The organism is Streptomyces sp. NPDC005805 (assembly GCF_040630445.1).
In the GTDB taxonomy this organism is placed as follows: domain Bacteria; phylum Actinomycetota; class Actinomycetes; order Streptomycetales; family Streptomycetaceae; genus Streptomyces.
The window spans coordinates 16,431-41,718 of sequence record NZ_JBEXXN010000060.1 but is presented as its reverse complement, the minus strand read 5'-3'; the positions used below and the strand labels follow the sequence as shown (position 1 = coordinate 41,718).

Annotated in this window: 23 protein-coding genes; 8 read left to right on the top strand and 15 right to left on the bottom strand. The window is 74.9% G+C overall.

Annotated features, from left to right (window positions below; genetic code table 11):
* Positions 1-53: 53 nt before the first annotated feature.
* Both ABZ457_RS25940 and ABZ457_RS25935 read right to left on the bottom strand, forming a co-directional pair.
* A complete protein-coding gene (locus tag ABZ457_RS25940) occupies positions 54-920 on the bottom strand; it encodes a hypothetical protein (protein WP_359161750.1) in 867 nt (288 codons plus the stop codon).
* A gap of 270 nt (positions 921-1,190) precedes the next feature.
* Entirely contained in the window at positions 1,191-3,164 is a 1,974-nt protein-coding gene (locus tag ABZ457_RS25935; RefSeq protein WP_359161747.1) for a protein kinase, read from the bottom strand.
* Positions 3,165-3,714: 550 nt separating this feature from the next.
* On the opposite strand from ABZ457_RS25935, the gene ABZ457_RS25930 reads away from it, so the two are divergent.
* Positions 3,715-4,587, top strand: coding sequence for a hypothetical protein (locus tag ABZ457_RS25930; RefSeq protein WP_359161744.1), 873 nt, complete (start codon positions 3,715-3,717; stop codon positions 4,585-4,587).
* A 321-nt stretch (positions 4,588-4,908) separates the two neighbouring features.
* Here ABZ457_RS25930 and ABZ457_RS25925 read toward each other — a convergent pair whose 3' ends face one another.
* Both ABZ457_RS25925 and ABZ457_RS25920 read right to left on the bottom strand, forming a co-directional pair.
* The gene (locus tag ABZ457_RS25925) at positions 4,909-6,270 is read right to left on the bottom strand and encodes an MFS transporter (RefSeq protein ID WP_359161741.1); all 1,362 of its coding nucleotides are present in this window, start codon (positions 6,268-6,270) and stop codon (positions 4,909-4,911) included.
* Positions 6,267-6,944: a helix-turn-helix domain-containing protein gene (locus tag ABZ457_RS25920; protein ID WP_359161739.1), complete on the bottom strand. Its 678-nt coding sequence runs from the start codon at positions 6,942-6,944 to the stop codon at positions 6,267-6,269. The genes ABZ457_RS25925 and ABZ457_RS25920 overlap by 4 nt, the downstream gene beginning before the upstream one ends.
* A 160-nt stretch (positions 6,945-7,104) precedes the next feature.
* Between ABZ457_RS25920 and ABZ457_RS25915 the strand changes: the two genes are divergently transcribed.
* Positions 7,105-8,580 (top strand): ABC transporter permease, encoded by a 1,476-nt coding sequence (locus ABZ457_RS25915; protein ID WP_359161736.1) that lies wholly within the window; start codon positions 7,105-7,107, stop codon positions 8,578-8,580.
* 67 nt (positions 8,581-8,647) lie between these two features.
* Positions 8,648-9,328, top strand: coding sequence for an ABC transporter ATP-binding protein (locus tag ABZ457_RS25910; RefSeq protein ID WP_359161733.1), 681 nt, complete (start codon positions 8,648-8,650; stop codon positions 9,326-9,328).
* A 297-nt stretch (positions 9,329-9,625) separates the two neighbouring features.
* Here the strand turns inward: ABZ457_RS25910 and murQ are convergent, their stop codons facing one another.
* Together murQ and ABZ457_RS25900 are read right to left on the bottom strand one after the other, a co-directional pair.
* Positions 9,626-10,564: an N-acetylmuramic acid 6-phosphate etherase gene (murQ, locus tag ABZ457_RS25905; protein WP_359161730.1), complete on the bottom strand. Its 939-nt coding sequence runs from the start codon at positions 10,562-10,564 to the stop codon at positions 9,626-9,628.
* A gap of 72 nt (positions 10,565-10,636) precedes the next feature.
* Positions 10,637-11,557 carry a MurR/RpiR family transcriptional regulator gene (locus ABZ457_RS25900; RefSeq protein ID WP_026277538.1) on the bottom strand — a complete coding sequence of 307 codons (921 nt, stop codon included), beginning with the start codon at positions 11,555-11,557 and terminating at the stop codon, positions 10,637-10,639.
* Between the two features lie 66 nt (positions 11,558-11,623).
* Here ABZ457_RS25900 and ABZ457_RS25895 point away from each other — a divergent pair, with 66 nt between their 5' ends.
* Together ABZ457_RS25895 and ABZ457_RS25890 are read left to right on the top strand one after the other, a co-directional pair.
* Entirely contained in the window at positions 11,624-12,001 is a 378-nt protein-coding gene (locus ABZ457_RS25895; protein WP_359161726.1) for a hypothetical protein, read from the top strand.
* The gene (locus tag ABZ457_RS25890) at positions 11,998-12,267 is read left to right on the top strand and encodes a DUF4031 domain-containing protein (RefSeq protein ID WP_359161724.1); all 270 of its coding nucleotides are present in this window, start codon (positions 11,998-12,000) and stop codon (positions 12,265-12,267) included. The genes ABZ457_RS25895 and ABZ457_RS25890 overlap by 4 nt, the downstream gene beginning before the upstream one ends.
* 39 nt (positions 12,268-12,306) lie before the next feature.
* Here the strand turns inward: ABZ457_RS25890 and ABZ457_RS25885 are convergent, their stop codons facing one another.
* From ABZ457_RS25885 to ABZ457_RS25870, 4 genes are all read right to left on the bottom strand, one after another.
* Entirely contained in the window at positions 12,307-12,921 is a 615-nt protein-coding gene (locus ABZ457_RS25885) for a Uma2 family endonuclease (RefSeq protein ID WP_359161722.1), read from the bottom strand.
* A gap of 74 nt (positions 12,922-12,995) precedes the next feature.
* Complete coding sequence (locus ABZ457_RS25880; RefSeq protein WP_359161771.1) at positions 12,996-14,195, bottom strand: Cmx/CmrA family chloramphenicol efflux MFS transporter; 1,200 nt, start codon at positions 14,193-14,195, stop codon at positions 12,996-12,998.
* A 208-nt stretch (positions 14,196-14,403) separates the two neighbouring features.
* Positions 14,404-15,078, bottom strand: coding sequence for a hypothetical protein (locus tag ABZ457_RS25875; protein ID WP_359161720.1), 675 nt, complete (start codon positions 15,076-15,078; stop codon positions 14,404-14,406).
* Positions 15,079-15,146: 68 nt separating this feature from the next.
* A complete protein-coding gene (locus ABZ457_RS25870; protein ID WP_359161717.1) occupies positions 15,147-17,438 on the bottom strand; it encodes a heavy metal translocating P-type ATPase in 2,292 nt (763 codons plus the stop codon).
* A 271-nt stretch (positions 17,439-17,709) separates the two neighbouring features.
* Here ABZ457_RS25870 and ABZ457_RS25865 point away from each other — a divergent pair, with 271 nt between their 5' ends.
* On the top strand, positions 17,710-18,408 hold the full coding sequence (locus ABZ457_RS25865) for a copper homeostasis protein CutC (protein WP_359161714.1): 699 nt from the start codon (positions 17,710-17,712) through the stop codon (positions 18,406-18,408).
* 375 nt (positions 18,409-18,783) lie between these two features.
* On the opposite strand, the gene ABZ457_RS25860 is transcribed toward ABZ457_RS25865, so the two are convergent.
* From ABZ457_RS25860 to ABZ457_RS25840, 5 genes are all read right to left on the bottom strand, one after another.
* Entirely contained in the window at positions 18,784-19,863 is a 1,080-nt protein-coding gene (locus ABZ457_RS25860) for a glycosyltransferase 87 family protein (RefSeq protein ID WP_359161711.1), read from the bottom strand.
* A 404-nt stretch (positions 19,864-20,267) separates the two neighbouring features.
* On the bottom strand, positions 20,268-20,663 hold the full coding sequence (locus tag ABZ457_RS25855; protein ID WP_359161708.1) for a hypothetical protein: 396 nt from the start codon (positions 20,661-20,663) through the stop codon (positions 20,268-20,270).
* 149 nt (positions 20,664-20,812) lie between these two features.
* On the bottom strand, positions 20,813-21,319 hold the full coding sequence (locus tag ABZ457_RS25850) for a hypothetical protein (protein WP_359161706.1): 507 nt from the start codon (positions 21,317-21,319) through the stop codon (positions 20,813-20,815).
* Between the two features lie 4 nt (positions 21,320-21,323).
* Positions 21,324-21,896, bottom strand: coding sequence for a SigE family RNA polymerase sigma factor (locus ABZ457_RS25845; protein WP_359161703.1), 573 nt, complete (start codon positions 21,894-21,896; stop codon positions 21,324-21,326).
* Positions 21,897-22,059: 163 nt separating this feature from the next.
* Positions 22,060-24,222, bottom strand: coding sequence for a UvrD-helicase domain-containing protein (locus tag ABZ457_RS25840; RefSeq protein WP_359161701.1), 2,163 nt, complete (start codon positions 24,220-24,222; stop codon positions 22,060-22,062).
* Between the two features lie 363 nt (positions 24,223-24,585).
* On the opposite strand from ABZ457_RS25840, the gene ABZ457_RS25835 reads away from it, so the two are divergent.
* A complete protein-coding gene (locus ABZ457_RS25835; protein ID WP_359161698.1) occupies positions 24,586-24,789 on the top strand; it encodes a hypothetical protein in 204 nt (67 codons plus the stop codon).
* Positions 24,790-24,909: 120 nt separating this feature from the next.
* Complete coding sequence (locus ABZ457_RS25830; protein ID WP_359161695.1) at positions 24,910-25,233, top strand: hypothetical protein; 324 nt, start codon at positions 24,910-24,912, stop codon at positions 25,231-25,233.
* Positions 25,234-25,288: the final 55 nt, after the last annotated feature.

The following is a 25,288-nucleotide window of genomic DNA, read 5'->3' as shown; positions in this document are numbered from 1 at the left end:
TTCGCCTCCTCGCCTCCATCGTGCCCTGCGCAAGGGGTGTTGGAGCTGAACGGTCACACGGGTGTCCTCTCCGGTGGGCGGCCGGCCGCCGCGCGGGCCTCGGCGGCGAGGGCGTGGACGCGGGCGGGCGGAAGGGCGGGCGGTGGGTCCATGCGCGGTACGCCACGGCAGCGGTCGCACAGTCCCCGCCGCAACGTCACCCCCGCGCCCGGCGGGCGGCCGCACTCGGAGCACTCCAGGATGCGGGGCCGGTCCGGCCGGGGCGGGGGTGGCGGGGGTGCGGGCGGGAGTTTGTCGCGCAGGCGGCGGCGGACGAGCGCGGCCGGGTGGTGGACGGGTACGGGCAGCCCGACCGTCAGCGCGTGCAGCACCTGACGCTCGGTCGCGTCCCGCGAGAACCACTCCTCCACCAGCGGCGCGAGGAGGGTGCAGTCCAGGTGCGAGAGGGACAGCACCGGGTTCTCCCGCCCGAGCGCGGCGAGCAGGATGTACGCCCGGGAGCGGGTGGGCCGGGGCGGACGCGACTCGGCCGTCCCGGCCGGAAGCTCGCCCTTGGCGTACGCGTCCCACCAGGCGTCGTTTCGTGGTGTGCGTGACCACCATGTGCGGGTCACCCACAGGGTGGAACCCGACTCCGACGTCACCGCTTCCAGCCCGCGTCGCAGATGCCCTGCCGCGACCAGGGCCCGCAGCGCGCTGCCGACCGCCGTCTGCCCGTACACGGTGTACTTGGCCAGCGTCTTCAGGGAGATGTCATCGTTGTCGCGCCGCCGGTCGATGAAGGAGGCGATGGCCGCGTCCCGTGGCCGGAGGTGACCGAAGTCGTCACCTGTGGGCGGGAGTTGTCCGGGGACGGAGCGCTTGCCGTAGCCGGGATTGGCTACGGGGTACGGGGCGTCACTATACTCGGCGTCAGCCATGGATCGACTCTCTCTCGATCTTGTTGGTCAGACCCCCGTTCGGTGTTGGTGCACCAGCGGGGGTCGTTCGTTTATCGGATTCGGTTGTCAGGACGGAACGGTAGAGCGCGGTGACGCTGTGTGGCAAATCCGTCGCCGCACGTCAGCGTGCATGTCAACGAGCAGGGTGGGTGGGCGGGTTGGGGCCCTCCACCCGTTCCTCAGTAAAGGCGCTCGGGTCCCGGATCCCGGGTCTCGGTCGTGCTCGGGTGGACGCGGGCCCTGCTCCGGTCAGGAGCTGCGCCAGAGCTGGGCCGGGTCCGAGGGCTTGCACGGCTGGGTCTGGAAGCCGAACTGGCCGGCGATCTGGAGGCAGCGCCCCTCGGCCACGTTCACCAGGGTGTGGCCGCCGGAGGTCTTCGCGCCGATGCGCCAGGTCTGGTACTCGGAGCCGCTGCACGCGTCGACGGCGAGTCCGGCCGGTCCGTTGGACTTCAGGCACTTGCCGGTGTTCTTGCTGACGATCCGGTAGCCGCCGGAGGTCGCGCGGTAGATCCAGCGGTAGTTCATGGTGGTGCCGTTGCTCGACGGCTCCCCGCACACGGAGTTGGTGACGGTGGACGAGCCGCTGAACGGGTTGACGGACTCGGCCAGACAGCGGCCGAGGGAGGCGTTCTTGAGGTAGGGGCTGCCGGAGGGGGCGCCGGGGGCGGGGGTGCTTCCGCCGCCACCGCCGTCACCGCCGCCTCCCGAGCCGCTGCCGCCGCCGCTCGCGCTGCCGCCGGAGTCGCCCGAGCCGCCGCTTCCGGAGCCGGCGCCGCTGTTCGTGGAGCCGCCGGGCTTGGTGCCGGAGCCGGTGGAGCCGCCGCCGTCACCGCCGCTGCCGTCACTGCCCGCGCCGCCGGCGGCGGCCCCGCCACCGGGGCCGGGGGCGCCCGGCTCCTTGGGGTTGCCCGGGTCTTTCGGGTTCTTGGGGTCCTTCGGGTCCTTGCCGTCGGGGCGCTCGTCGCCCGCCGGGGAGGGGCCCTTGGAGGCGTCGGCCCCGGGTGACGGGGACGCGGGCGGTGCGGACTGGTCGCCGCCGGTGGACGGCGGGGCGGAGACGGAGGGCGCGGCCTCCGGAGTGGAACCGTCGTGCGGGGCGAGCGCGATGGTGAGCGTCGTCCCCGTACCCACGATCACCGGCACGACGAGGAGCAGCGGGCGGCGCAGCCGTCCGCCGCGCTTCCGGGGCTCGGGCGGGTGGGGCCCGGACACGACGGGTTCGGGGGTGTTGGGTGTGGCGGGAGCGGGAGCGGGAGCGGGAGCGGGGGCAGGGGCGGCGGGGGCCGGTGTGCCGGGGGTTCCCGGGGGTGTGGTGGCGGCGGCCGGTTCGGGGTCCGGGTCGGGGTCGGGGACCGGGTCCGGGTCCGGGCCGGGGTCGGTCGCCGCGAACGCCGCCCGCTCGGCTATCCGTTCCGCGACCGCGCCCGGCCAGGGCGAGGACGCGGCGGCGGCCGGGAGGGGGAGCGTGTGGTCGCCGGCCAGGGCGTACAGCTCCTCCGCCGTCGGGCGCTCCTCCGGGTCCTTGGCGAGGCAGGACGTGATCACCTCGGCCAGGGCCGGGTGGGTGGTGGCCAGGTCGCCGAGGTCGGGGTCGGAGTGGACGATCCGGTAGAGCAGTTCGAGGCCGGACCCGTCCCCGAAGGGCGGGCGCCCGTTCGCCGCGAACAGCAGCAGGCTGCCGAGGGCGAACACATCCGCCGCGCCGGTCAGCGTCCGGCCGGCGACGGCCTGTTCGGGGGCCATGTACGCCGGGGTGCCGATGACCATGCCGGTGCGCGTCAGCCGGCTCTGGTCGGCGGCCCGGGCCACGCCGAAGTCGATCAGGGTCACGCCCTCGCCGGTGAGCATGACGTTGGAGGGCTTGAGGTCGCGGTGGACCATGTCCAGGTCGTGGACCGCGCGCAGCCCGTCCGCCGCGTCCCGCAGCAGCCGCCACAGGCCCGGTCCCGGCAGGGCGCCGCCGTGCAGCCGGACCGCCTCGCTGAGGGTGATGCCGGGGATGTACTCGGTGGCGAACCACGGAGGGCGTCCGGCCCGGTCGCTCGCCAGCAGCCGGGCGCTGACGCCGTCGGGCAGCCGGGCCAGGTTGTCCAGCTCATGGCCGAAGTGCCGCAGGAAGTCCTCGTCCTCGGCGAGCGCGGGGAGCACCTGCTTGACGGCGGCGTACCGCCCCTCCGAGGCGCCGAGGTACACCCGGCCCATCCCGCCGGAACCGAGCACCCCGAGTAGCCTGAAGGGTCCGATCCTGCTGGGATCCCCCGCTTCCGGAGCCTTGGCTCCGCTCCCCCGCAAACCAGAATTTTTTTCCAGTCCCCCGTCCATGGCCGTCAGGCTAGCGGACATCATCCGGCTTGGCATCCATCGCCCGCCGGTCGCCGACCTTCGCCAACTGGGCTTTGTACGGGCCTCTTTCGGCTCGGGGTGGCCGGATCGCGACGGTGGTCCCGGTAATCGGTCTCCTCGGCACGAGGCGAGGCGGTTCAATGCTCTGGGATGATCGGCGCCGCCCGCGCGGTGGCGGGCACGGCCGTGAAAGGGAGCGCAGCGCAGTGACAGTCGGGGGACACCATCCGTACGGGCCGGACGGCGGCGGGCCGGGGCCCAACAACCCCTACGGGGGGGGAATCCCTATGGGGGCGGGAATCCCTATGGGGGCGGCCCCTATGGGCCGCCCCCACCTGTGCCGCCTCCCTATGGGCCCGGGCCCTATGGGCCGCCGCCACACGTTCCACCCCCACATGGCCCCGGGCCACATGTGCCCCCGCCATACGTGCCCCCGCCCGGGTCGACGTCGCTGTGGGCCCGGTTCCGTGAGGACGAGTGGCCGACGCTGCGGGAGCTGCTGTCGGGAACCCGGGTCAGCGGCTGCTATCTGCTGCCGCTGCTCATCTGCTGCGTACCGGGTCTGCTGCTGCTGTTCGCGTACCCGGTGGCGCGGTCGGCGCGCACGCAGTCGCGGCGGAAGTTCCCCTCCGAACTGCACCGCCGCATCCACGATCCACAGGTGTGGAAGGTGCAGCGGACCAGGGCGTGGATCGCGCTGGCCGCCTCCCTGCTGATCCTGACCGCCTACGGCACGGACCAGGACTGGGCCGAGGTCCAGGACCAGTACCTGCTGCGCCTGGCGATCACGCCCTGGCTGCTGCTGCTCACCGCGCCCCTGGTCATCGTCCTCCTCTTCCGCCTCGCCCCGTCGGCCGCCCGCCCCGGGATGCGGTCCCGGCTGCGGCGGCCCGTACGGATGGTGCTCTGGTACTTCGGGGCCTTCACCCTGGTGCCGGTGATGTTCGCGCTGGTCATGGCGGTCGGTGACTACTTCCAGGGGAAGCCCTGGTCGCCGTTCCTGTCCCTGGCGCTGCTCTACCCGGTGCTGTGGATGCTCTGCTTCGTCGGCTTCGGCTCCCCGACGATGGTCCGCACCGCCTTCGGCACCTCCGAGGTCCACGCGGCACTGCCCGCGCTGCTGACCGGCGTCCTGGTGTGGGAGCTCGCCGTGATCAACCTCGTCACGGCGGGCATGCCCCCGGGCCCGCCCCTGATCCAGATCCTCGCGGTCTTCTGCGGCCCGCTGTCCGTCACCGCGGTCGCCTACTGGGAGATCGACCGCCTCCGCGTCCGGCACGGGGTGCGGCTGCGGGGGTGAGGAGACCTCCGGGGGCAGGCCAGGGCCGAGGGACGCCGGGGGCGGGGGCGCCTCCTCACCCAGGGCCCGGCCTCACGAGGCGTACCGGCCGGGAGCGTGCAGTGCGACCAGGACGCGGGCGCCTCCGGGCACGTCGGAGGTCCAGGCGTTGAAGGAGACCACCTGCTCGATCACGACGTGCGGGGCCGGGGCGGCCGCACCAGGTGTCGAACTCCGGGGGATCCGCCCTGGGGAGTGCCGGCCCACACGGAGGCCCAGTCGACCGCCTGGAGCGCGGCCAGGTCGGCCCACCGTAGCCGCCCGGGAGCGCGCTCTCGCACGTCAGCTCTGTCCGGTGTCACAGGCCGGTGCGGCACGGTGTGCGGGGGCCGCTGACACCACCTGCAGACGGACCGAATCCCCCGCCCCCGGCGGCGTGTTCGCGGCGCGGAGCCACAGCAGGGCCGCCGTCAGGAGGGCCCCGCCGGCCAGGAGCCAGGGGAGGGGGCCCGTGGGGAGGGTGCCTGCGGCCAGGCCCGCGAGGGCGCCGGTGAGTTGGAGGGCGAGGGACTGGACGGACAGGGCCGTCGCCCGTACCGAGCCGTCCACACGCCGGTGGAGGAGCTCGTTGGCGTTCGGGCTCGCCGAGCCGAGGCCGAGATAGACCAGGGCGTAGCCCGTCGCCGCGCCGGTCAGGGCGAACGGGTGCGTGGCGACGGGCGCGTGGGCCGTCACGCCCAGGAGCAGCAGCCCGGACGCGCTCACGGCGAGGCTCAGCAGCACCGCCCGTTCGCCGCTGCCGCCCGCCCAGCGGGCCGTGCGCGGTGCGAGGTGGCTGCCGAGGCCCGTGCAGGCGAAGCCCGTGCAGGCCATCACCGCGAACAGCACCGCGCCCGACTCCGCCCCGCCGGTCAGGCCCGCCGCGCGGGCCGGGGCGAGGAGTTCGAGCGGGGCGAGGGCCGCGCCGGTCGCGCCCGCCGTCAGCAGCAGCCTGCGGACGAGGGCGTCCCCCGTCCCGAGCCGCAGCCCCGCGAGGACGGTGGACGGGACGCCGCGCAGCACGGACCGCGCGGTCGCGGGCGGGCGCGGCGGCTCGGGCAGGGCGGTGAGGACGTACGCGATGTAGCCGACGCACACCAGGGCGCCCAGCAGCGCCGGGACCGACAGCGGCAGGACGAGACCGGAGGTCGCCGCCCGCACCCCGGGGCCCGGGAGCAGCCCGGCCAGCAGCGGCAGCGCACCGCCCGCGAGGGTCCCGGCGGCGAGGGCGGCCGCGGCGGCCGCGCCGCCGCGCGCCAGCCCGGTGCGCAGCTCGGCCCCGGGCCCGGCGGACGCCTGCACGGTGTCCACGTACCACGCCTCCGCCGGGCCGCTGGAGAGCGCGCGGCCCGAGCCGAGCAGGAGCATCGCGCCGGCGAGCACCCACAGGGAGCCGCCGAGCGCGAGCAGCAGCAGCGCGCCGAGGTTGAGCAGCCCGGACACCGCGAGCACGGGCCGGCGGCCGAGGACGTCGGAGAGGCCGCCGGTGGGCAGCTCCAGCGCGGACACCGTCAGCGAGTGGACGGCGAACAGCCCGGCGACGGCGGCGAGTCCCATGCCGCGCTCGGTGAGCAGCAGGACCTGGGACGGGATGTAGAGGCCGACGGGCAGCCAGAAGAAGAAGGTGACGGCGGCGAAGCGGCGGCGGGCGGTGGTGGGGTTCATTCGTCCGTCTCCGCGGAGGCAGTGGATCCGGGTCCGGATTCGGATTCGGGCTCGGGCTCGGGCTCGGGCTCGGGGGAGGGGGAGCGGGAGCGGGAGGGGAGGACGGGGACGCCGGCCGTGACGAGGACGACCTGTTCCGCGCCGGGGGCGCCCTCGTCCCGCGCGGCCAGTGCCAGCGCGGTGCGCGTGAACGTCTCCGACAGTTCGGTGAGCGACTCGGGCGTGAGACGCAGCACCAGGTCCGTGATCCCCGCCGCCTCCACCCACGCGGGCCCGGCCCGGCCCGTCGCCACGTCCTCGGCGTGGGCCGCCAGCGACCGTTCCAGGTGGGTGAGTTGGGCCCCGCGTGCCGCGTCCACGAAGGCGCGGGCCTCGGCGGAGCCGGTCATCGCCGCGTTGGACCAGCTCGTCAGCTCGTGTGCGGCCTGCCAGCGGCGCTCGCGCCCGTCCCGGTGCTCGGCCTCCGTGATGAAGCCGTGGCGGGCCAGCACCCGCAGGTGGTAGCTGGCCGACGCGGACGACTCGCCCGTGCGCACGGCCAGTTCGCTCGCGGTCGCCGGTCCGTGCTGCCGCAGCAGCCCGAGCAGCCGGATGCGCAGTGGATGCGTGAGCGCCTTGAGCGCGGCGGTGTCCCGGGTGGGGTCGAGGACGCGACGGCGGGGTTCGGTGGGCATGGGGTGAGCGTAGAGCGGATGACGGGTTCTGCAAAAGAAGTTTTGCAGAATTTGTTTTGTGGTTTCGGGTGGGCGGGGAGGGTGACGGGAGGTGAGAAGACTCATCCGGCTCTCATCCGGGCCTTAACCGTTCATCACACCCCGCTCCTACCTTCGCGCCATGTTCTTCACCTACCTCCGGCGCGAGCTGCGCCGTCGAAGGAAGGCGGCGCTCGTCGTCGCCTCGGGGCTGTCGGTCGGGATCGCGCTGGTCATCGTCGTCAACTCGGTCTCCACCGGCATGAACCGGGCCCAGGAGCGGGTGCTGGAGTCGCTGTACGGGCTCGGCACCGATATGACCGTCACCAAGGCCGCCGAGCCGCCCGGCGAGGGCGGGGCCGTGCGGGCGCCGCGCTTCGAGTTCGACGCGGGGGAGGAGGGTGAGGAAGGCGCGCAGCAGAGCCAGGACATCGTCATGGTGCAGGGCTTCCAGTCGCTCGCCTCGTCCACCGTCTCCCAGGTCGCCCGGCAGGACGGGGTCGCGGACGCGGTCGGCGGGCTCAGCATCCGGGTCATGAAGGTGGACGGCGAGTTCACGCGCGGCGCGGTGGAGACCGTGCCACGGGACGGGCAGGGTGAGCAGGACGGGCCGGGCGCCGGCGGCGGGCCTGCCGGCGGGACCGTGCGCGGCGGGGGCGCGGCCTTCGACGTGGACGCGTACACCGCCTACGGCACCGACGTCACCCGTCAGGACCTCGGCCCGCTCACCACCTCGAAGATCACCTCCGGCCGGACCTTCCGCGCGGACGAGAAGGACGCGCGGGTCGTCGTCCTCGACAGCGCGTGGGCGAAGGAGAAGGGCATCGAGGTGGGCGGCGAACTCACCGTGTCCGGTGAGAAGTTCGAGGTCATCGGCATCGCGACCGCCGACAGCGGGGACGCCGCCGCCCAGGTCTACCTCCCCCTGAAGCAGGCGCAGACCCTGGCCGACGCCAAGGACAAGGTGACCACCGTCTACGTCCGCGCCGAGGACTCGCAACGCATCGAGGGCGTCAAGGAGGCCGTGCAGAAGAACGTCCCCGGGACGACGGTGACCACCTCCGCCGACCTCGCGGACACGGTATCGGGCTCCCTGTCCACGGCCGCCGGTCTCGCCTCGGGCGTCGGGAAGTGGCTGTCGTACCTGGTCCTCGGAGCGGCGTTCCTGGTCGCCGGACTGCTCACCTCCTCGGCGGTGAGCCGACGCGTCCGCGAGTTCGGCACGCTCAAGGCACTCGGTTGGCGCAGCGGGCGGGTGACCCGGCAGGTCGCCGGAGAAGCGCTGGTCAACGGCCTGATCGGCGGGGCGCTCGGAATCGCCGTCGGGCTCGCGGGCGCATGGCTGATCACCGCGTTCGGGCCGACGCTCACCGCCGAACTCGGCGGCGGGGCGGGGGCCTTCGGGCGCGGCGGCGGGGTGCGTATGACCGGGCCCGGTGGTGACGGCCCCGGGGGTGCGTCGCGGGCCCTGGACATCGCGCTCACCGCGCCCGTCTCGCTCACCACGGTCGGCCTCGCCGTCGCGCTGGCGGTCACCGGAGGACTCGTCGCGGGCGCGTTCGGCGGGTGGCGGGCCTCTCGGCTGCGGCCGGCGGACGCGTTGCGGCGGCTCGGGTGAGCGGCGCCGGTGGGGCGTTCGGTCGCCGCGTGTGCACGTATTTCCTTTGGCAAGACAGGAGTTGAAGATGTACCAGCTCAGTGGAGTGGTCAAGCGCTACCGGCGCGGCAGGGACACGGTGAACGCGCTGGACGGCGTCGACCTGACCATCCCGGACGGCGGGCGGCTGGTGATCCAGGGGCCCACGGGCGGGGGCAAGTCCACGCTCCTCCAGATGCTCGGCGGCCTGGACCGGCCGAGCGAGGGGAGCGTGCTGCTCGACGAGACCGACCTGGCGACCCTGCCGGAGGCGCGGTTGACGCGGGTGCGCGCGGAGAAGATCGGCTTTGTGTTCCAGGGCTTCAACCTGATCCCGACGCTGACCGCGCAGGAGAACGTCGAGACCGCGCTGGTGCCGCTGCGGCTGGGTGCGCGCGAACGCCGGGAGCGGGCGGGGGAGGCGCTGGCGTCGGTGGGGCTGGGGGAGCGGCTGCGGCATCTGCCGGGGGAGTTGTCCGGCGGGCAGCAGCAGCGGGTGGCGATCGCGCGGGCGCTGGTGAAGCGGCCCGGGGTGCTGCTGGCGGACGAGCCCACGGGGAACCTCGACGAGTCGATGCGGGACGAGGTGATGGACGTGCTGGAGGGGCTCTGGGAGGAGCACGCGTTCACCTTTGTGATGGTGACGCATGATTCGGCGCTGGCGAGGAGGGCGTCGAGGGTGGCGACGATTCGGAAGGGGCGGGTGGTGGTGCGGGACCGGGTGTCGTGACGGGGCGTGCGTCTTCAGCCCGTCCGGCGTTTGAGGACGCGGCCGTAGGCCGTGCGGCGACCACCGGGGCGAGCGGGCCCGGGACCTCGGCCCGGCCCGGTCCGGTCCGGTCCGCCGGGGCTCCGCCCCGGACCCCGCGCCTCAAACGCCGGCGAGGCTGGAGTGGTCGGGGTCGAACGCCGGCGAGGCTGGAGTGGTCGGGGTCGAACGCCGGCGAGGCTGGACTGGTCGGGGTCAAACCCCGCCGGGACTGGAGTGGTCGGGGTCAAACTCCACCGGGCCCGAGGCCGCCGGGCCTCACGCCCCCGCGGACGCCCCCGGCGGCAGCGCCGCCCGCAGATGCCCCCCCGTCCCCGCCAGCAACCCCGCCGCCACCCCCGCGTCCACCCCCGCCAGCAGCACCAGAATCGCGTTCTTCACCTCGCCGTCCGTCGCCTCCAGCGCCGCCTCGATCTCCGCGTCCGGCGCGCCCGTCGCCAGGGCGACGATCCGGCGGGAGCGGGCGCGGAGCTTGTCGTTCGAGGCGCGGACGTCGACCATCAGGTTCCCGTACGTCTTGCCCAGCCGGATCATCGTGATCGTCGAGATCATGTTGAGGACCAGCTTCTGCGCCGTCCCCGCCTTCAACCGCGTGGAGCCGGTGAGGAGTTCGGGGCCGGTCACCACCTCGATCGCGTGCTCGGCCGCCGTGCCCAGCGCGCTGCCCGCGTTGCAGGACAGGCCGATCGTCAGCGCGCCCAGCTCCCGCGCGTGCTCGACCGCGCCGATCGCGTACGGGGTGCGGCCGGACGCGGAGACGCCGACGACCGTGTCGTCCGCCGTGAGCTTCAGGCCGTCCAGGTCGGACGCGGCCAGCTCCTTGCTGTCCTCCGCGCCCTCCACCGCCGTGACCATGGCCGCCGGGCCGCCCGCGATCAGGCCCACCACCACCGACGGGTCCGTGTTGAACGTCGGCGGGCACTCGCTCGCGTCCAGGATGCCGAGCCGGCCCGCCGTGCCCGCGCCCGCGTAGACCAGGCGGCCGCCGCGCGCCATGCGCTCCGCCGTGGCGTCGATCGCCGCCGCGATCACGGGCAGCCGGTCGGCGACGGCCGCCGGGACGCCCGCGTCCTCGCCGTTCATGATCCGGGCGATCTCCGCCGTCGGGAGCCGGTCGATGTCGGCCAGCTCGGGGCGGAACGCCTCGGTGGCGAGCGTGGCGAGCTGGGCGCGGAGTTCACCGTAGGTGGAGGTCATGGAGAGCGGCTCTGCTTTCTCGGGACGTACGGCGTGCGGGTGTGGAGTCGGAAGGGGGGCCGGGGGCGCCGCTCAGCGCGTGGTGCGCGGGCTGTGCCGGTGCGCCAGCGCCTCGTACGACGCGGCCAGCGCGGGTGCCGCCGACTCGTACGTCCGCTGCGCCACGCCGATGAACAGGCAGTCCACGACGAGGAGTTGGCTGGTCCGCGAGGACATCGCGGCCGGCCGCAGCTCGCTCTCGCGGGCCGTGGACGTGGTCAGGACATGGTCGGCGTACTGCGAGACCGGGCCGTCCGGACGACCGGTGATCGCGATGGTCGTCGCCCCGTGGTCGAACGCCACCCGCAGCGGCTCGATGACGTCCCCCGTCGAGCCGGAGTGGGTGATCGCGATGGCCACGTCCCCGGAGCGGAGCTGCACCGCGTTGGTGACGGCGAGGTGCGGATCGGCGTGCGCGTGCGCGATCAGGCCGATGCGCAGCAGCTTCTGCGCCAGGTCCATGCCGACGAGAGAGGAGGCGCCCACGCCGTAGATGTCGATGCGCCGGGCCGTGGACGCGGCCGCGACCGCCGCGCCGAGCTGCACGGTGTCCAGCCCGGCGGCGGTGTCGGCGAGGGTCTGCTGCTCGTCGTAGGCGAGCTTGGCGACGACGTCCCCGATCGGGTCGTCGACGGCGATGTCGGTGGTGAGGGCGGGGGCGCGGCCGGACTCCTGGTGGGCCGCGAGGCCGGCGAGGGCCAGGCGCAGGTCCCGGTAGCCCGGGTAGCCGAGGAGGCGGGCGGTGCGGACGACGGTCGCCTCGCTGGTGCCCGTCAGCTCGGCGAGTCCGGTGACCGTGAGCGCGGCGCAGCCCGCCGGGTCGTCGGCGACGGCTTCGGCGACGCGCTGCATGGAACGGGTCATGGACGGGGAGAGTGTGCGCACCTTCGCCGCCAGGGCCGCGGGCGCGGGCGGTGCCTCACCGTTGAAAATTTCCTTCACTGGATAGGTCACCTATGAAAGGTATTTTCACATTTCGGGTCGCGTCAAGCCCCCCGGGCACCGGGTGACAATGGGTGGATGAACACCCCCGACCCCGACGCGAACGGCCCCGACACGCTGGAGCAGGCTCTGCACGCGGCCCGTGCCCTGGTCCTCGCGGACCTCGCCGCGCGGGACGTGGCCGAGGCGGAGGTCGTCTCCCTGGTCGAGGACGCGGTGACGCACCGCCGCTGGTGGGTCGAGCAGTGGCCCGAGGGTGCGGAGTACGTGGCCGGGCTCGTCGCCCAGGACGTCCAGGACGCCCTGCTGGAACGCTACGGCCGCTGGCCGCTCTGTCCGGTGTGCGACGCGGGCGATCCGCACGCGCTGGCGGTCGACCCCGAGCTGGGGGCCGACCCGCGCTGGGTGTGCGAGAAGGCGGGCGTGGTGGTCGCCCCGGTCGGCGGCCTGCGGTGACGCTCTACATCGACCCGCCCGAGTGGCCGGGCCACGGGCGCCTCTGGTCCCACCTGGTGAGCGACGCCTCCTTCGAGGAGCTGCACACCTTCGCCGCGTCGATCGGCTGCCCCCGGCGCGCCTTCGAACGCGACCACTACGACGTGCCCTCCCACCGCTACGCCGACGCGGTCGCCGCGGGCGCGGTCGAGATCGGCTCCAAGGAACTCGTCCGCCGCATCACGGCCGCCGGCCTCCGCCGCCCCAAGGGCCGCCCCCACGCCTGAGCGGCCCGGGCCCGCGCGACGACGCGGAGCCCGGTGCGGTCAGAAGACGAAGCCGGTGGTGTCCAGCTCGCCGTCGAACGGCTCCGGGAGCGCGAAGGTCTCACCGAACGGCTTGCGCAGCCCGGTCCGGTACCGGCCCTCGTGCGGCTCCGAGAACAGGGTGACGGCCGGCCCGCCGTCGTCGAAGCGGTCGATCAGCAGGTACAGCGGCACACCGCCGTTCGCATACGCGTGCAGCTTCGCCCGCCGGTCGTGCGAGGCGTTGCCCCGTGAGGCGATCTCGACGGCGAGCGCGGCCTCGGCAGCCGACAGCGGAGCCTTCTCCTTCTTCTTCGCGCGCTCCACGAGCACATCGGTGGGCACGACGACGAGATCCGGGATGTACAGGCGCTCGTCGCGGTAGAGGAACAGCCGGAGGGTCTGGAACACGTCCCAGCTGCTGGGCAGTGTTCTGATCAGCGCCCTGTGGACCCGCGCCGCGATGAGGTTGTGTCCGTCGTCCGGCGGCGGTACCAAGGTGATCTGCCCTTCGTCGATCTCGGCGCGCCAGCCCTCCGGCACGTCCAGTTCCTGCCAGGTGCTCAGCAGGTAGTCCCACGACGGCATGTCATCCTCCGCTTCCCACAGCTCGGGCTCGACCAGTAGCGCGGTCATCGCGGAGTCCTCTCTCGGTGGCCCTGACGCTCCGCAACGTAGGGGCCGGGGATCGCTCCGCGAACGCGTTCGCCTCAGCGTCCCACGATCGGGTGATCAAGAACCGGGACACGCACGGAACCGCCCCCCGCCCGCCGGTGGAGGCGGAGGGAGGCGGCGACGAGGGCGAGGGCGGCGATCGTCATGGCGGCGCCCGCCCAGGCCGTGGCGGCGAAGCCGAGGCCCGCGTCGATGACCGTGCCGCCGAGCCAGGGGCCGCCGGTGTTGCCGAGGTTGAACGCGGCGGTGGTCGTCGCGCCCGCCAGGGTGGGGGCCGCGCCGGCGACGTTGAACATGCGGGCGTTGAGGGCCGGGGCGGTGAAGAAGGAGGAGACGCCCAGCAGGAAGGAGAGCGCGACCGCCGCGACGGGGAGGGAGGCGAGGAGGGCCAGGGCCGCGAGCAGGACGGTGGAGGCGGTGACGCCCCACAGCATCACGCCGAAGAGGTGCGCGTCGGCCACCCGGCCGCCGATGGTGGTGCCGACCAGCGCGCCCAGGCCGAAGAGGCCCAGCACCGTGGGGACCCAGCCGTCCGCCAGCCCGGCGACATCGGTGAGCAGCGGGGCCAGGTAGGAGAACGCGCAGAAGACGCCGCCCGCGGCGAGCGCGGTGACGGCGATCGCCAGCCACACCTGCCGGTCCCGGTAGATCGCCAGCTCCCGCGTGAGCCGGGGCCGCTCGGCGGGAAGCGGGATGCGCGGGATCAGGGTGGCGACGCCGACGAGCGCGACGGCCGAGGCCGCGCCCACCGCCCAGAACGCCGAGCGCCAGCCGAGGTGCTCGCCGAGGAACGCGCCCGCCGGGACGCCCAGCACATTGGCGATCGACAGGCCGCCGATCATCACGGCCATCGCGCGGGCCCGCGAGGTCACCGGCACCATCGCCACGGCGACCGCCGCGCCGACCGCCCAGAACCCGGCGCAGGCGAGCGCGCTGATCACCCGGGAGGCGAACAGGACCTCGTAGGTCGGGGCCACCGCGCCCGCGACCTGGCCCAGGCCGAAGACGGTGATGAGGGTGATCAGGGTCGTGCGGCGGGGCAGCCGCAGGGTCGCCACCGCGAGCAGCGGCGCGCCGACGACCATGCCGATCGCGAAGGCGGATATCAGCAGCCCGGCCTGCGGGATGGAGACGCCCAGGTCCGCCGCGATCGGCGGCAGCAGACCGGAGAGCATGAACTCGCTGGTCCCGAGCGCGAAGACGGAGAGCCCGAGGACATAGACGGCGAGGGGCATCCGGCGCGGGGTGGCGGCGGCGGTGCGCGGGGTGGCGGCGGGGGAGGCGGTGGCCGCTCCCGGCCCGGGGGACGCCTTGGTGAGGTCCGGGCCGGGGCCGGGGTGCGTCTTCGTGAGGCGGGGGGCGGTGTCGAGGCGTTCCGAGGACTCGGGCATGACAGGTGCCAACACGGCGTTCGTCCCTGTCATTCCGTGGTCCGGGACCGTCTCACGATGCGGCCGGCAGCTCCAGCTCCACGGTCAGGTTGTGCCGCGCCGGGCCCTCCCACCGCTCCTGCCCGTAGGGCGTACGGAAGAGCCGGGGCAGGGCCAGGAGCTGCCGCAGGACCGCCGCCCGGCCGTCGCGGAACGCCTCCTCGGGGACGAAGGCGTACTCCTCGCGGACGGCCGCCGCGTAGGCCGCGTACGCCCGCGGGGCGGCGGCGAGGACGGCGAGGTCCGCGTCGCAGAGCACCTCGCCGTCGGCGTCGCCCGGGGCCGGGTCGTGGGTGACGGTCAGCCGGACCAGGCGGGCGACCTCGGCGGTGCGGTGCGCGTCGAGGCCCAGCTCGGGCAGGGCGCGCTCGGCGAGGCGGGCCGAGCGTTCCTCGTTCTCGGAGCGGTCGGGCAGATAGACGGCGTCGTGGAACCAGGCCGCGAGGCGGACCACGGCCGGGTCGTGTGCGTGCGCGGCCAGCTCGTCGATCCGGTCCAGGACGGCCACCAGGTGGTCGGTGGTGTGGTAGCGCCGCTGGGGTTCGGCCCAGCGGCGCAGCAGGTCCTCGGCGTAGCGGTCGGGGTCCGGGGCGTCCTCCGGTCGCGCCCGGAGGTCGGGCAGGGCCTCGCGCCAGCGGCGGCGGAGGTCGTCGTGGGCGGGGTGCGGGGGCGGCGGGGCGGCGGGCATGGGCTCATTGTGCCGCCGGGGCCGCCCCGCCCGCCCCGCCCAGGGCCCCGGGGCCCTGGGCGGGGGCCTCAGACCGCCTTGAAGGTCCGCAGCCGCAGCGAGTTGCCGACGACGAAGACCGAGGAGAACGCCATCGCGGCCCCGGCGATCATCGGGTTCAGCAGGCCCGCGGCGGCCAGCGGCAGGGCGGCCACGTTGTAGGCGAAGGCCCAGAACAGGTTGGTCCGGATCGTGGAGAGCGTGCGCCGGGCGAGGCCGATCGCGTCGGGTGCCGCGTTCAGGTCGCCCCGGACGAGGGTCAGGTCGCCCGCCTCGATGGCCGCGTCCGTGCCCGTGCCCATCGCGAGCCCGAGGTCCGCCTGGGCGAGGGCGGCGGCGTCGTTCACCCCGTCGCCGACCATCGCGACGCTGCGGCCCTCGGCCTGGAGCCGCCGGACCACCTCCACCTTGTCCTCCGGCATGACCTCGGCGATCACCTCGGTGATCCCGACCTCGGCCGCCACGCTCTCGGCCACGGCCCGGTTGTCGCCGGTCAGCAGCACGGGCGCGAGCCCCAGGGCGCGCAGCCGGCGGACGGCCTCGGCGCTGGTCTCCTTCACCGCGTCGGCGACCTCCAGGACCGCGCGGGCCTCCCCGTCCCAGGCCACCACGATCGCGGTCCGGCCGGCGGCCTCGGCCGCGTCCCGGGCGGCGGCCAGGTCGTCGGGGAGTTCCATGGCCCACTCGTGGAGGAGCCGCTCGCGTCCGACGAGGACGGCCCGGCCCTCGACGACGCCCTGCACGCCCAGGCCGGGGACGTTGGCGAAGTCCTCGGGGTCGGGCAGCGGCCCGGTGCGCTCGGCCGCCGCGGTGGCGACGGCCCGGGCGACGGGGTGCTCGGAGGCGTGCTCCAGCGCGCCCGCGAGCCGCAGCACCTCGGCCTCGTCCGTGCCCTCGGCGGTGCGGACGGCGAGCAGGGTCATCCGGCCGGTGGTGACGGTGCCGGTCTTGTCGAGGACGACGGTGTCCACGGACCGGGTGGTCTCCAGCACCTCGGGCCCCTTGATCAGGATGCCGAGCTGCGCGCCGCGCCCGGTGCCGACCATCAGCGCGGTCGGGGTGGCCAGGCCCAGGGCGCAGGGGCAGGCGATGATCAGCACGGCGACGGCGGCGGTGAACGCGGCGGTCAGCCCGGCCCCGTTGCCCAGCCAGAAGCCGAGGGTGGCCAGCGCCAGGGCGATCACGATCGGCACGAAGACGCCCGAGATCCGGTCCGCGAGGCGCTGGGCGGCCGCCTTGCCGTTCTGCGCGTCCTCGACCATGCGGGCCATCCGGGCGAGTTGGGTGTCCCCGCCGACCCGGGTCGCCTCGACGACCAGCCGGCCGCCCGCGTTCAGGGTCGCGCCGGTGACGGCGTCGCCGACCGCGACCTCCACGGGGACGGACTCGCCGGTCAGCATGGACGCGTCGACCGCCGAGGAGCCCTCGACCACGGTGCCGTCGGTGGCGATCTTCTCCCCGGGGCGCACCAGGAACCGGGTCCCGACCGCCAGCTCACCGACCGGGACGGTCTCCTGGCGGCCGTCGCGCAGCACGGTCACGTCCTTGGCGCCCAGCTCCAGCAGGGCCCGCAGGGCCGCCCCGGCGGTGCGCTTGGACCGGGCCTCGAAGTACCGGCCGGCCAGGATGAACGCGGTGACGCCGGCGGCGGCCTCCAGGTAGATGTTCCCCGCGCCGTCGCCGCGGGCGATGGTGAACTCGAAGGGGTGGGTCATGCCCGGCTCGCCCGCGGTGCCGAAGAACAGCGCCCACAGCGACCACAGGAACGCGGCGGAGGTGCCCACCGAGACGAGGGTGTCCATGGTGGCCGCGCCGTGCCGGGCGTTGACGAAGGCGGCGCGGTGGAAGGGCCAGGCCGCGTAGGTGACCACGGGGGCGGCCAGGGTGAGGCTGAGCCACTGCCAGTACTCGATCTGGAACGCGGGGACCATGGCCATCGCGATCACCGGGACGGACAGGACCACGGCGGTGATCAGGCGCTGGCGCAGGGGGCGCAGCTCGTCACCGGCCGCGGGGGTGCCGTGGTCGTGGCGGCCTTCTCCGCCTTGGTGGTGCTCGGGGGCGGCCGGGCGGGCGGGGGCGGGCTCGTGGGCGGTGTAGCCGGTGGCCTCGACCGTCGCGATCAGGTCCGTCACGGCGACCTCGCCGGCGAAGCTGACCCTGGCCTTCTCCGTCGCGTAGTTGACCGTCGCCTCGACGCCGTCCATGCGGTTGAGCTTCTTCTCGATCCGGGCCGCGCAGGAGGCGCAGGTCATCCCGCCGATGGCGAGTTCGACCTCGTGGGCTTCCCCGGGGGCCGGATGAACGGCTGCGGTCGGCATGTCCGCGCTCCTTCGTCGGTGTCCGCTGATGCCAGAGTACCCCTAGGGGGTATCTGATATCCACTGTATACCCCCAGGGGGTATCTATATGCAAGGGGTGCCGGATTGGCCGCAGGGGCGGGAACGGACCAGGTGCGGTTCGAGCGGCTGCTCCGGGGCCGGATGGGTATTAGGCTGGACATTGGACTAGACCTCTTCTGGTCTCTTCCAGACCTCTTCGGCCGCTCGGGTCGAAGCGACGCCGCCCCGTATGTCCCGGAGGAATGGGCCCATGAGCAACCGTGCACTCCTTGAGGTGATCGCTCTCGACGCGGAGGACGCGGTCGCGGCGCAGGCCGGGGGCGCCGACCGGCTGGAGCTGGTCACCGACATGGCGGCGGACGGACTCACCCCCTCCGCGGAGACCTTCGCGCGCATCCGCGCGGCCGTGGACATCCCCCTGCGGGTGATGCTGCGCCGGACCGACGGCTTCGCGGCGGGCGGGCAGGCCGCCGTCGACGCCCTGGTCCGCACGGCGGGGGAACTGCGGGAGGCGGGCGCGGACGAGTTCGTCCTCGGGTTCCTCGACGAGCAGGGGCTGCCGGACCTGGCGGCGGTCGAGCGCCTGGCGGCGGCGGTGGAGGGCTGCCGCTGGACCTTCCACCGCGCGATCGACCACGCGGCGGACCGGGGCGCGCTGCGGAAGCAGCTCGCGGACGTTCCGGGCCTGGACACGTATCTGACGGCGGGCTCGGCGGCGGGCGTCGACGACGGCCTGCCGACGCTGCTCTCCGAGGCGGCGCACCGCAGCGAGCCGGGTTACGAGCCGATGCTGCTGGTGGGCGGGGGCCTGCGCCTCGACCACCTGCCGGCGCTGCGGGCGGCGGGTGTGGAGGGCTTCCACATCGGCGGGGCGGCGAGGCCGGCGGGGTGGGACGCGCCGGTCTCGCCGGGCGCGGTGCGGGAGTGGCGCGTCGCGCTCGACACGTAGGCCCGCGTCGCGGACCGGGCCGGTGTCGCGGCCCGGGCCCATCCAGCCTCGCCGGCGTTTGAGGCGTGGGGTGGGCCGAGTCTGCGGGGTTGGCCGGCCCCGACCACCCAGCCCCGCCGGCGATTGAGGCGTGGACCCGGCTCGGCTTCGGGATTCGCCGACCCCCGGTGGTCGCAGCACGGCCTGCGGCCGTGTCCTCAATCGCCGGACGGGCTGGAGAGGTTGGCCCGGTCTCAATCGCCGGACGGGCTGGAGAGGTTGGCCCGGTCCCAGACGCCGGACGGGTCGAGGAGGTGGGCCCGGTCGGACGCGCGGCCGGGGCCCACGGGGCGGGCCCGGTCCGGAACGCCGGACGGGCTGAACGGCCGGGCCCGGTCAGATGGCGTACGGCCACACCGTCAGCATCGACGCCCCGTACCACGCCCCGAACACCCCCGCCCCCGCCAGGCACACCCCCGCCGTCCGCGGATGCGCCGCCGCCAGCGCCCTGGCCGGGGGCAGCAGGAAGATCACCGCGGGCACCAGCATCCGCAGCTTGCAGTGGTAGTAGTTGCTCTGCCCGAGCGCGATCACCACCACCCCCGTCCCGTACACCAGCAGCGGCAACCACCCCGGCGTCCGCCACGCCGCCACCGTGAGCAGGATCAGCACCAGGACGAGCACCGCCGTGCTCACCGGCACCCAGTCCGTCTCCCGCGCCAGCGCCCCCGGCAGGAAGCCGGCGAACTCCGCGCCCGTGTCCCAGTGCGTCCCCCAGCCCGCCTCCTGCACCCGGAACCAGCCGTCCCAGCGGCCCAGCCGGTCGCCGACCCACAGCACATACGCCGGTATCCCCACCCCCGCCAGCGCGACCCCGGCCACCGGACGCCACCCGACGCGCCGCTCCCGCACCACGGCCTGCACCGCCGCCACCGCGACCGCCAGCGTCACCGCCGCCGCGGTCGGCCGGGTCAGCCCGGCCAGGCAGGCCGCCGCGCCCGCCGTCAGCCACGCCTCCCGCCGGCAGGCGAGCAACGCCCCGGCGGCCAGCGCCAGCAGCAGCGCCTCGCTGTAACCCATCAGGAAGACCACGCCCATCGGCTGCGCGACGGCCAGCAGCACGATCGCGATCAGGGCCGTCCGGGGACCGTGCAGCGAGAGCACCAGCCGGTGCACCGCGAACAGCGCCGCACAGAAGGCGAGTTGCGTCGCGATCAGGGCCGCCGTCTCCGGCTCGGTGCCCGTGGCCGCGCCCACCGCCCGGACCGTCAGCGGATAGAGAGGGAAGAACGCCAGCTCGTTGCCGGTGAGTTCGCCCTCGGGCGTGTACGTGAAGCCGTCCGGGTAGCCGTCCGTCGCGATCGTGAGGAAGTGCCGGGCGTCCCACGCGAGCACGTGGTCCCGCAGCGTGCCGCGTTCGGGGCGGTGCAGCAGCGCGAGCATCAGCAGGTGCAGCGTCCCCGCGGCGGCCTGCACGGCGAGAACCGGCCACGCCGCCCGCGCCACGACACCCGCCCGGACGCGGACCCGGTCCAGGGCCCGCGGGACAGTGCCCGGCCCCGACTCCCCTGCGTCCGGAGCCGACTCGGCGCCCCCACCGCACCGCCCGCCCCTACGCGACGGACGGGTGGCGGTGGCCGGTCGACCGGAGCGCACGCGTCCGGCGGACGCCCCCGCGGGCGCTCCACCCTCACCCGGGCGACGCCGTCGTCCCGTGGCCGTCGCGGTCGGTGGCGTCATCGGCGGGCTCCTCGTGTGGGTGGTGTGTCGCCGGTCCTACGCCCGGCGCCCCACGCGGGGTTGACGCCTGAGACCGGAGTCACAGCCGAGGGGGCCGGGCGCGCTCGCGCACCCGGCCCCCTCGACGACGCGTCACCCGGTCACGCGGTGACGCGGTACGGGCCCTTGCCCCCCATCCAGTACGTGCTCTTCCAGGCGGACTCCTTGCCCTTGCCCTCGGCGGAGACGTTGAGGACCACCTGCTTGTCGGCCCAGACGGCGGCGTGCGAGCCCACGCCGTCCCTCTTGGTGTCCTTGGTCTTGATGTACACCTTGTACTGCGTGCCCTTCCCCGAGGGGGTCTTGCGGGTGCAGCCGCGGTACGTCGTCGTGCCGTACCTGTCCGACACCGTGCGGTTCTTGCAGTCGAACTTCACCACGACGCCCTTGGGAGTGCCCTTGCCCACGGCGACCGCCTGCGTCGGTACGGCCAGCATCGTGCCGAACACGGCGACCGACAGTCCCGCGACGGGTCCCGCCCTCAGGTGCTTTCTCATGTGTTCCCCTTCACTCGGCCCGGGGCCCGGTCGACGTATTCGGCCCACGGGCACCTGAGATCCTCGCGGAACATGGAGTGCGGCGCGTTGATCCTCCGCGCCGACTCCATGACCGGGAGCGCCGTGTCGGACGCGGCCCCGGCTCCGGGTCACCCGCCCGGCATCGTGGTCGTCGCCGGGGGAGTGGTGCCCGGGCCGCCGGTGTACGGGGGCGGGCTGCCGGTGGGGTCCGCGCCCGGGGAGCCGGTCGTGGCCGTGCCCGCCGGGAACTCCGAGCCCTCGGGGGACTCCGGCGGGACCGACACCGAGGCGTCGCCCGTCGGCGGGGTGGTCGGCAGCCCGCTCGGTCCGCCCGTCGGTTCCGTGCCGGACGGCGGGGCGGTGGGCACCACGTCCGGTGAGGCGGGCAGTTCGGCGCCCCGCGGCGGCCCCGACAGCGCGGCCACCGTGAACGCGACGACCGCCGCCGCGCAGGCCGTTCCCGCGCCCGCCGCCACCGCCAGCCGGCGGCGCCGGCGCCGCCGGCCCCCCGCCGCGATGGCGCCGAGCCCCGCCGGGCGGGCGTGCGAGGACGCCGCCCCGGCGGCGCCCCGCAGCAGCGCGGCCACCCGGTCGTCCTCGCGCTCCGGGGTCCCCCCGGGCGTCCCTTCGGTCATCCCTTCAGGCATCACGGTCCTCCACGGCGTGGGCGGGGCGGGCGGATTCGGACGTACGGGACGGGTCACCGGTACGGCGGGACGGGTCACCGGAACGGGACGGGTCGTCCAGGCTGGTGGCGAGGGCCGCGCGGGCCCGGGCGAGATGGGTCTTGACCGTGCCCGCCGAGAGGCCGGTCTCCGCCGCGACCGCCTCCACCGGCAGATCGCAGACGTAGTACAGCGCCGCGCACTGCCGCTGCCGGGGCGGCAGCCGCCGCAGCGCCGCCGCCACGTCCACCGCCCCCGGGTCCGGGACGCCCTCCGGCACCGCGCCCCCGGCGCCGCTGCGCAGCCAGGCCAGCCTGCCCCGGCGCGCCCGCCGCCAGCGGCTGACGGCCAGCCGCCATGCGACGGTGCGCACCCACGCCTCCGGCCCCAGCCCCCGGTCCAGGACCCGGCGGCGGTCCCAGGCCCGGACGAACGCCTCCTGCACGACGTCCTGCGCCTCATGGAAGTCCCCCGTCATGACGTACACCTGGCCGGTGATGCGCCCGGCGGAGTGCGCGTAGAAGGCGGCGAACTCCTCCTCGGTCAACGCGGCACTCCGGCCGGGGGCTCTGCGGCCACGGGCTGTCCGGTCACGGCGGTCTCCTCGCTGGTCAGGTCGTACTCACGCGCAGGTCGTACTCACATGCAGGTCGTACTCATGCGCAACTACGCACCCCGCGCCCCGACCGGTTGACGCGGTGAGACGCAGCTCACAGGGCGGCGGACGCCACAGGGCCGGCCAGCTCGTCCGGCAGCGGCTCCGCGTGCACCACGACCAGGCCCGAGACCGCCCGGGTCAGGGCCACATACAGCCGGCGCAGCCCGGTGCGCCGGTCCGGTTCGCCGGCGACCACGGCGGCGGGCTCGTCCAGGACCACGTAGTCGTACTCCAGGCCCTTGGCGAGGGAGGCCGGGACCAGAGTCAGCCGGGAGCGGGCCGTCGTCTCCTCGCCGGGGGCGAGATAGGGCATACCCGCGGCGGTCAGCGCCGCCGCGAGGGCCGGAATCCGGGCGTCCGCCGCGATCAGACCGATCGACCCCTCCCGTTCCAGGGACTCGGCGCAGGCGGCGACGACGGCCGCGTCCCGCTCCGCCCCGGCCCCGGCCGGCTCCGCCCCGGCCCCGGCCGCGTCCCGCTCCGCCCCGGCCGTCGCGCCGACCGCCCGGACCGTGAAGGAACCGGGGTTCTCCCGGACCGAGGAGACCGGCGCGAGCCCCGGCGACATGTGCGGCAGCAGGCGCGAGGCGTACGCGATCACCTCGCGCGGCACACGGAAGCCCGCCGTCAGCTCCTCGACCGCCGCCTCCGGCTTGCCGAGGTGCGCCAGCGCCTGCGTCCAGGAGTCCGTCGCCCACGGGGTGGTGCCCTGCGCCAGGTCGCCCAGGACCGTCGCGGACCCGGTCGTGCACCGGCGGCCCACCGCCCGGTACTGCATCGGGGAGAGGTCCTGCGCCTCGTCGAGGACGACATGGCCGAGCGACTGGGTGCGCCGCACCAGGTCCGTCGCCTCGTCGATCAGCACCGCGTCCGCCGCCGACCACTTCGCGGTCCGAGGGCTGCGCGGCGGCCGCTCCAGCAGGATCGCCGACTGCTCGTCCGGCGTGAGGACGCCCTCCCCGTGGGCGGCCAGGAACTCCGCGTCCGACAGCAGCCGCAGCACCAGCTTCGCCGGGTCGACGGGCGGCCAGATCTCCTTGACCGCCGCCTTCACCGCCGCGTTGCGGGCGACCGCGTCCTGCACCCGGTCGTCCGGCGCCTCCCCGGACTCCTCCATGCGCACCAGCACCGCGTGCGCGATCCGCTGCGGCAGTGCCTCGCGGGCGGCCCCGTACCGGATGTCGCGGGCCAGCAACTCCTCGACGATCTCGGCCAGTTCGTATGCCGGGATGCGCCAGCGCCGGGAGCCGCGGACCACCACGACCGGCTCGGCGGGCGGCACGACGTGCGAGCGCAGCGCCCGGCGCAGGACCGTCGCCATCCGGGCGTCGCCCTTCACCACGGCGGCCCCGGCGGTGTCCGTGCCCCGCACCTCGACATGGGCGACCAGGTCGTCCACCGTGGACTGCTTCACCTCCAGCTCGCCCAGCGCGGGCAGCACCTGCTCGATGTAGTGCAGGAAGGAACGGTTCGGCCCGATGACCAGGGTGCCGGTGCGCGCCAGCCGCTCCCGGTGCGCGTAGAGGAGGTACGCGACCCGGTGCAGGCCCACGGCCGTCTTCCCGGTGCCGGGCCCGCCCTGCACGCACACCGTGCCGGCGAGGCCGCTGCGGACGATCTCGTCCTGCTCGGGCTGGATCGTCGCCACGATGTCCCGCATCGGGCCGACGCGGGGGCGCTCGATCTCCGCCCGGAGGAGGGCGGAGGTGCGGTCGGCCTCGTCCGGGTCCGTCAGGTGCTCGTCCTCGTACGCGGTCAGCTCGCCGCCGGTGTAGCCGAAGCGGCGGCGCAGGGCGACCTCGTGCGGGTCCTTGCGGGAGGCGCGGTAGAAGGGCTGGGAGACGGGGGCGCGCCAGTCGATCACCATGGGCGTGCCGTCGGCGTCGTGGACATGGCGGCGGCCGATGTAGAAGCTCTGGCCCTCCTGGACGGTGGGCAGGTAGTCGAGGCGGCCGAAGAACAGCGGGGTGTGCGCGAGGTCGGCCAGCGCCTTGACGCGCTGTTCGATCTGGGACTCCAGCACGGCCGCGTTGACCCAGTTCGCGGTGACGTCCCGGATGTCGAGCCCTTCGACCTCCTCGCGCATCGCGCGCAGCGCGGCCCGGGAGGCGGCGAGGTGCGCCTGCTCCCGCCCGAGGGGGTCACGGGCGCCGGGACCGGGGCCCGACCCGGGGTCGGTGGTCGGGGACGCGGGGTGGGGAACGTGCGCGGGCACGGGTTGCCTCCGGCTCGACAGGACGCAGCGGACCGCCGCGGAAGGGCGCTGCTGCGTGATCACGACATGGCGGACCGGCCGGTTTCCAACCGGGCGGCGGCACTCCGGCGAGGGAGGCGGGGAGGTCCCGGGCACGACCCGGGGCAAGCCGGCGATTCTAGCCAGCCGCCCGCCCGGCCGCGAACGCTTTTCCGCGCCGCCCGCCCGTCCGGGACCTCCCCGTGGGCTCCCGGGTCAGGGGCTCTCAGGGGCGTCCGTCCTCCTTGAAGGGGACGGCGTCTGCCGCGAGTCGTACGCGCCGGGGACCGTGATCGGTCCCCGCGGCCGATGCTCCGAGCGGGTGAACGGGTCCACTCTGGATACATGAGCACAGCGACCTTCACCCCAGGCAACCCGGCCGGTCCGGGCGCCGCCCCGCGCCGCGGTGCCACCGCCACCGGTTCCGTCCACCACGCCCCGCACCGCCTCGGCAACGCCCTGCGCGCGGTCAAGGTCTTCGCCGAGACCCTGTTCTCGGTGACGGTCCTGGGCGAGTACGGCGAGGAGGCGGGCGTCCGCCGCCGCTGAACCGCCAGCGCCCCCGCCGCCCGGCCGGCCCGCCGCGTGAGTACACGGCGGACCCGATGAGTACGTGCCTGAGTACCCGCGCGGATGGGCCCCGCTCCCGCCGTCCGGTGTGCTGGACCCATGACCACGTCGAACCTGCTCCGCGACCCCGAAGAGGTCTCCACCGGCGGTACCCGCGTCGCCGCCCTGATCGGGCTCGCCCTCTTCGTGCCCGCGCTGCTGGGCACCTTCCTGCTGATGCTGATCGACGCCTACGAGCCGGGCGACGGCGCGGCGGGCGGCTTCGCCCTGGCCGCCCTGTGGGCGCTGGGGCTCTCCCTGCTCCCCGGCTCCGTGGCGGCCGCCGCCTCCCGTGACGCCCTGAGCCGCACCACCCGGGCGACGCTGCTGTGGCTCCAGTACGGCCTGCTGGTCACGGGCCCGCTGCTCGCCCTCGCCGACTGAGCCCCGCGAGGCCGTGACCCCGCGAGGCCGTGACCCCGCGAGGCCGCGACGCCAC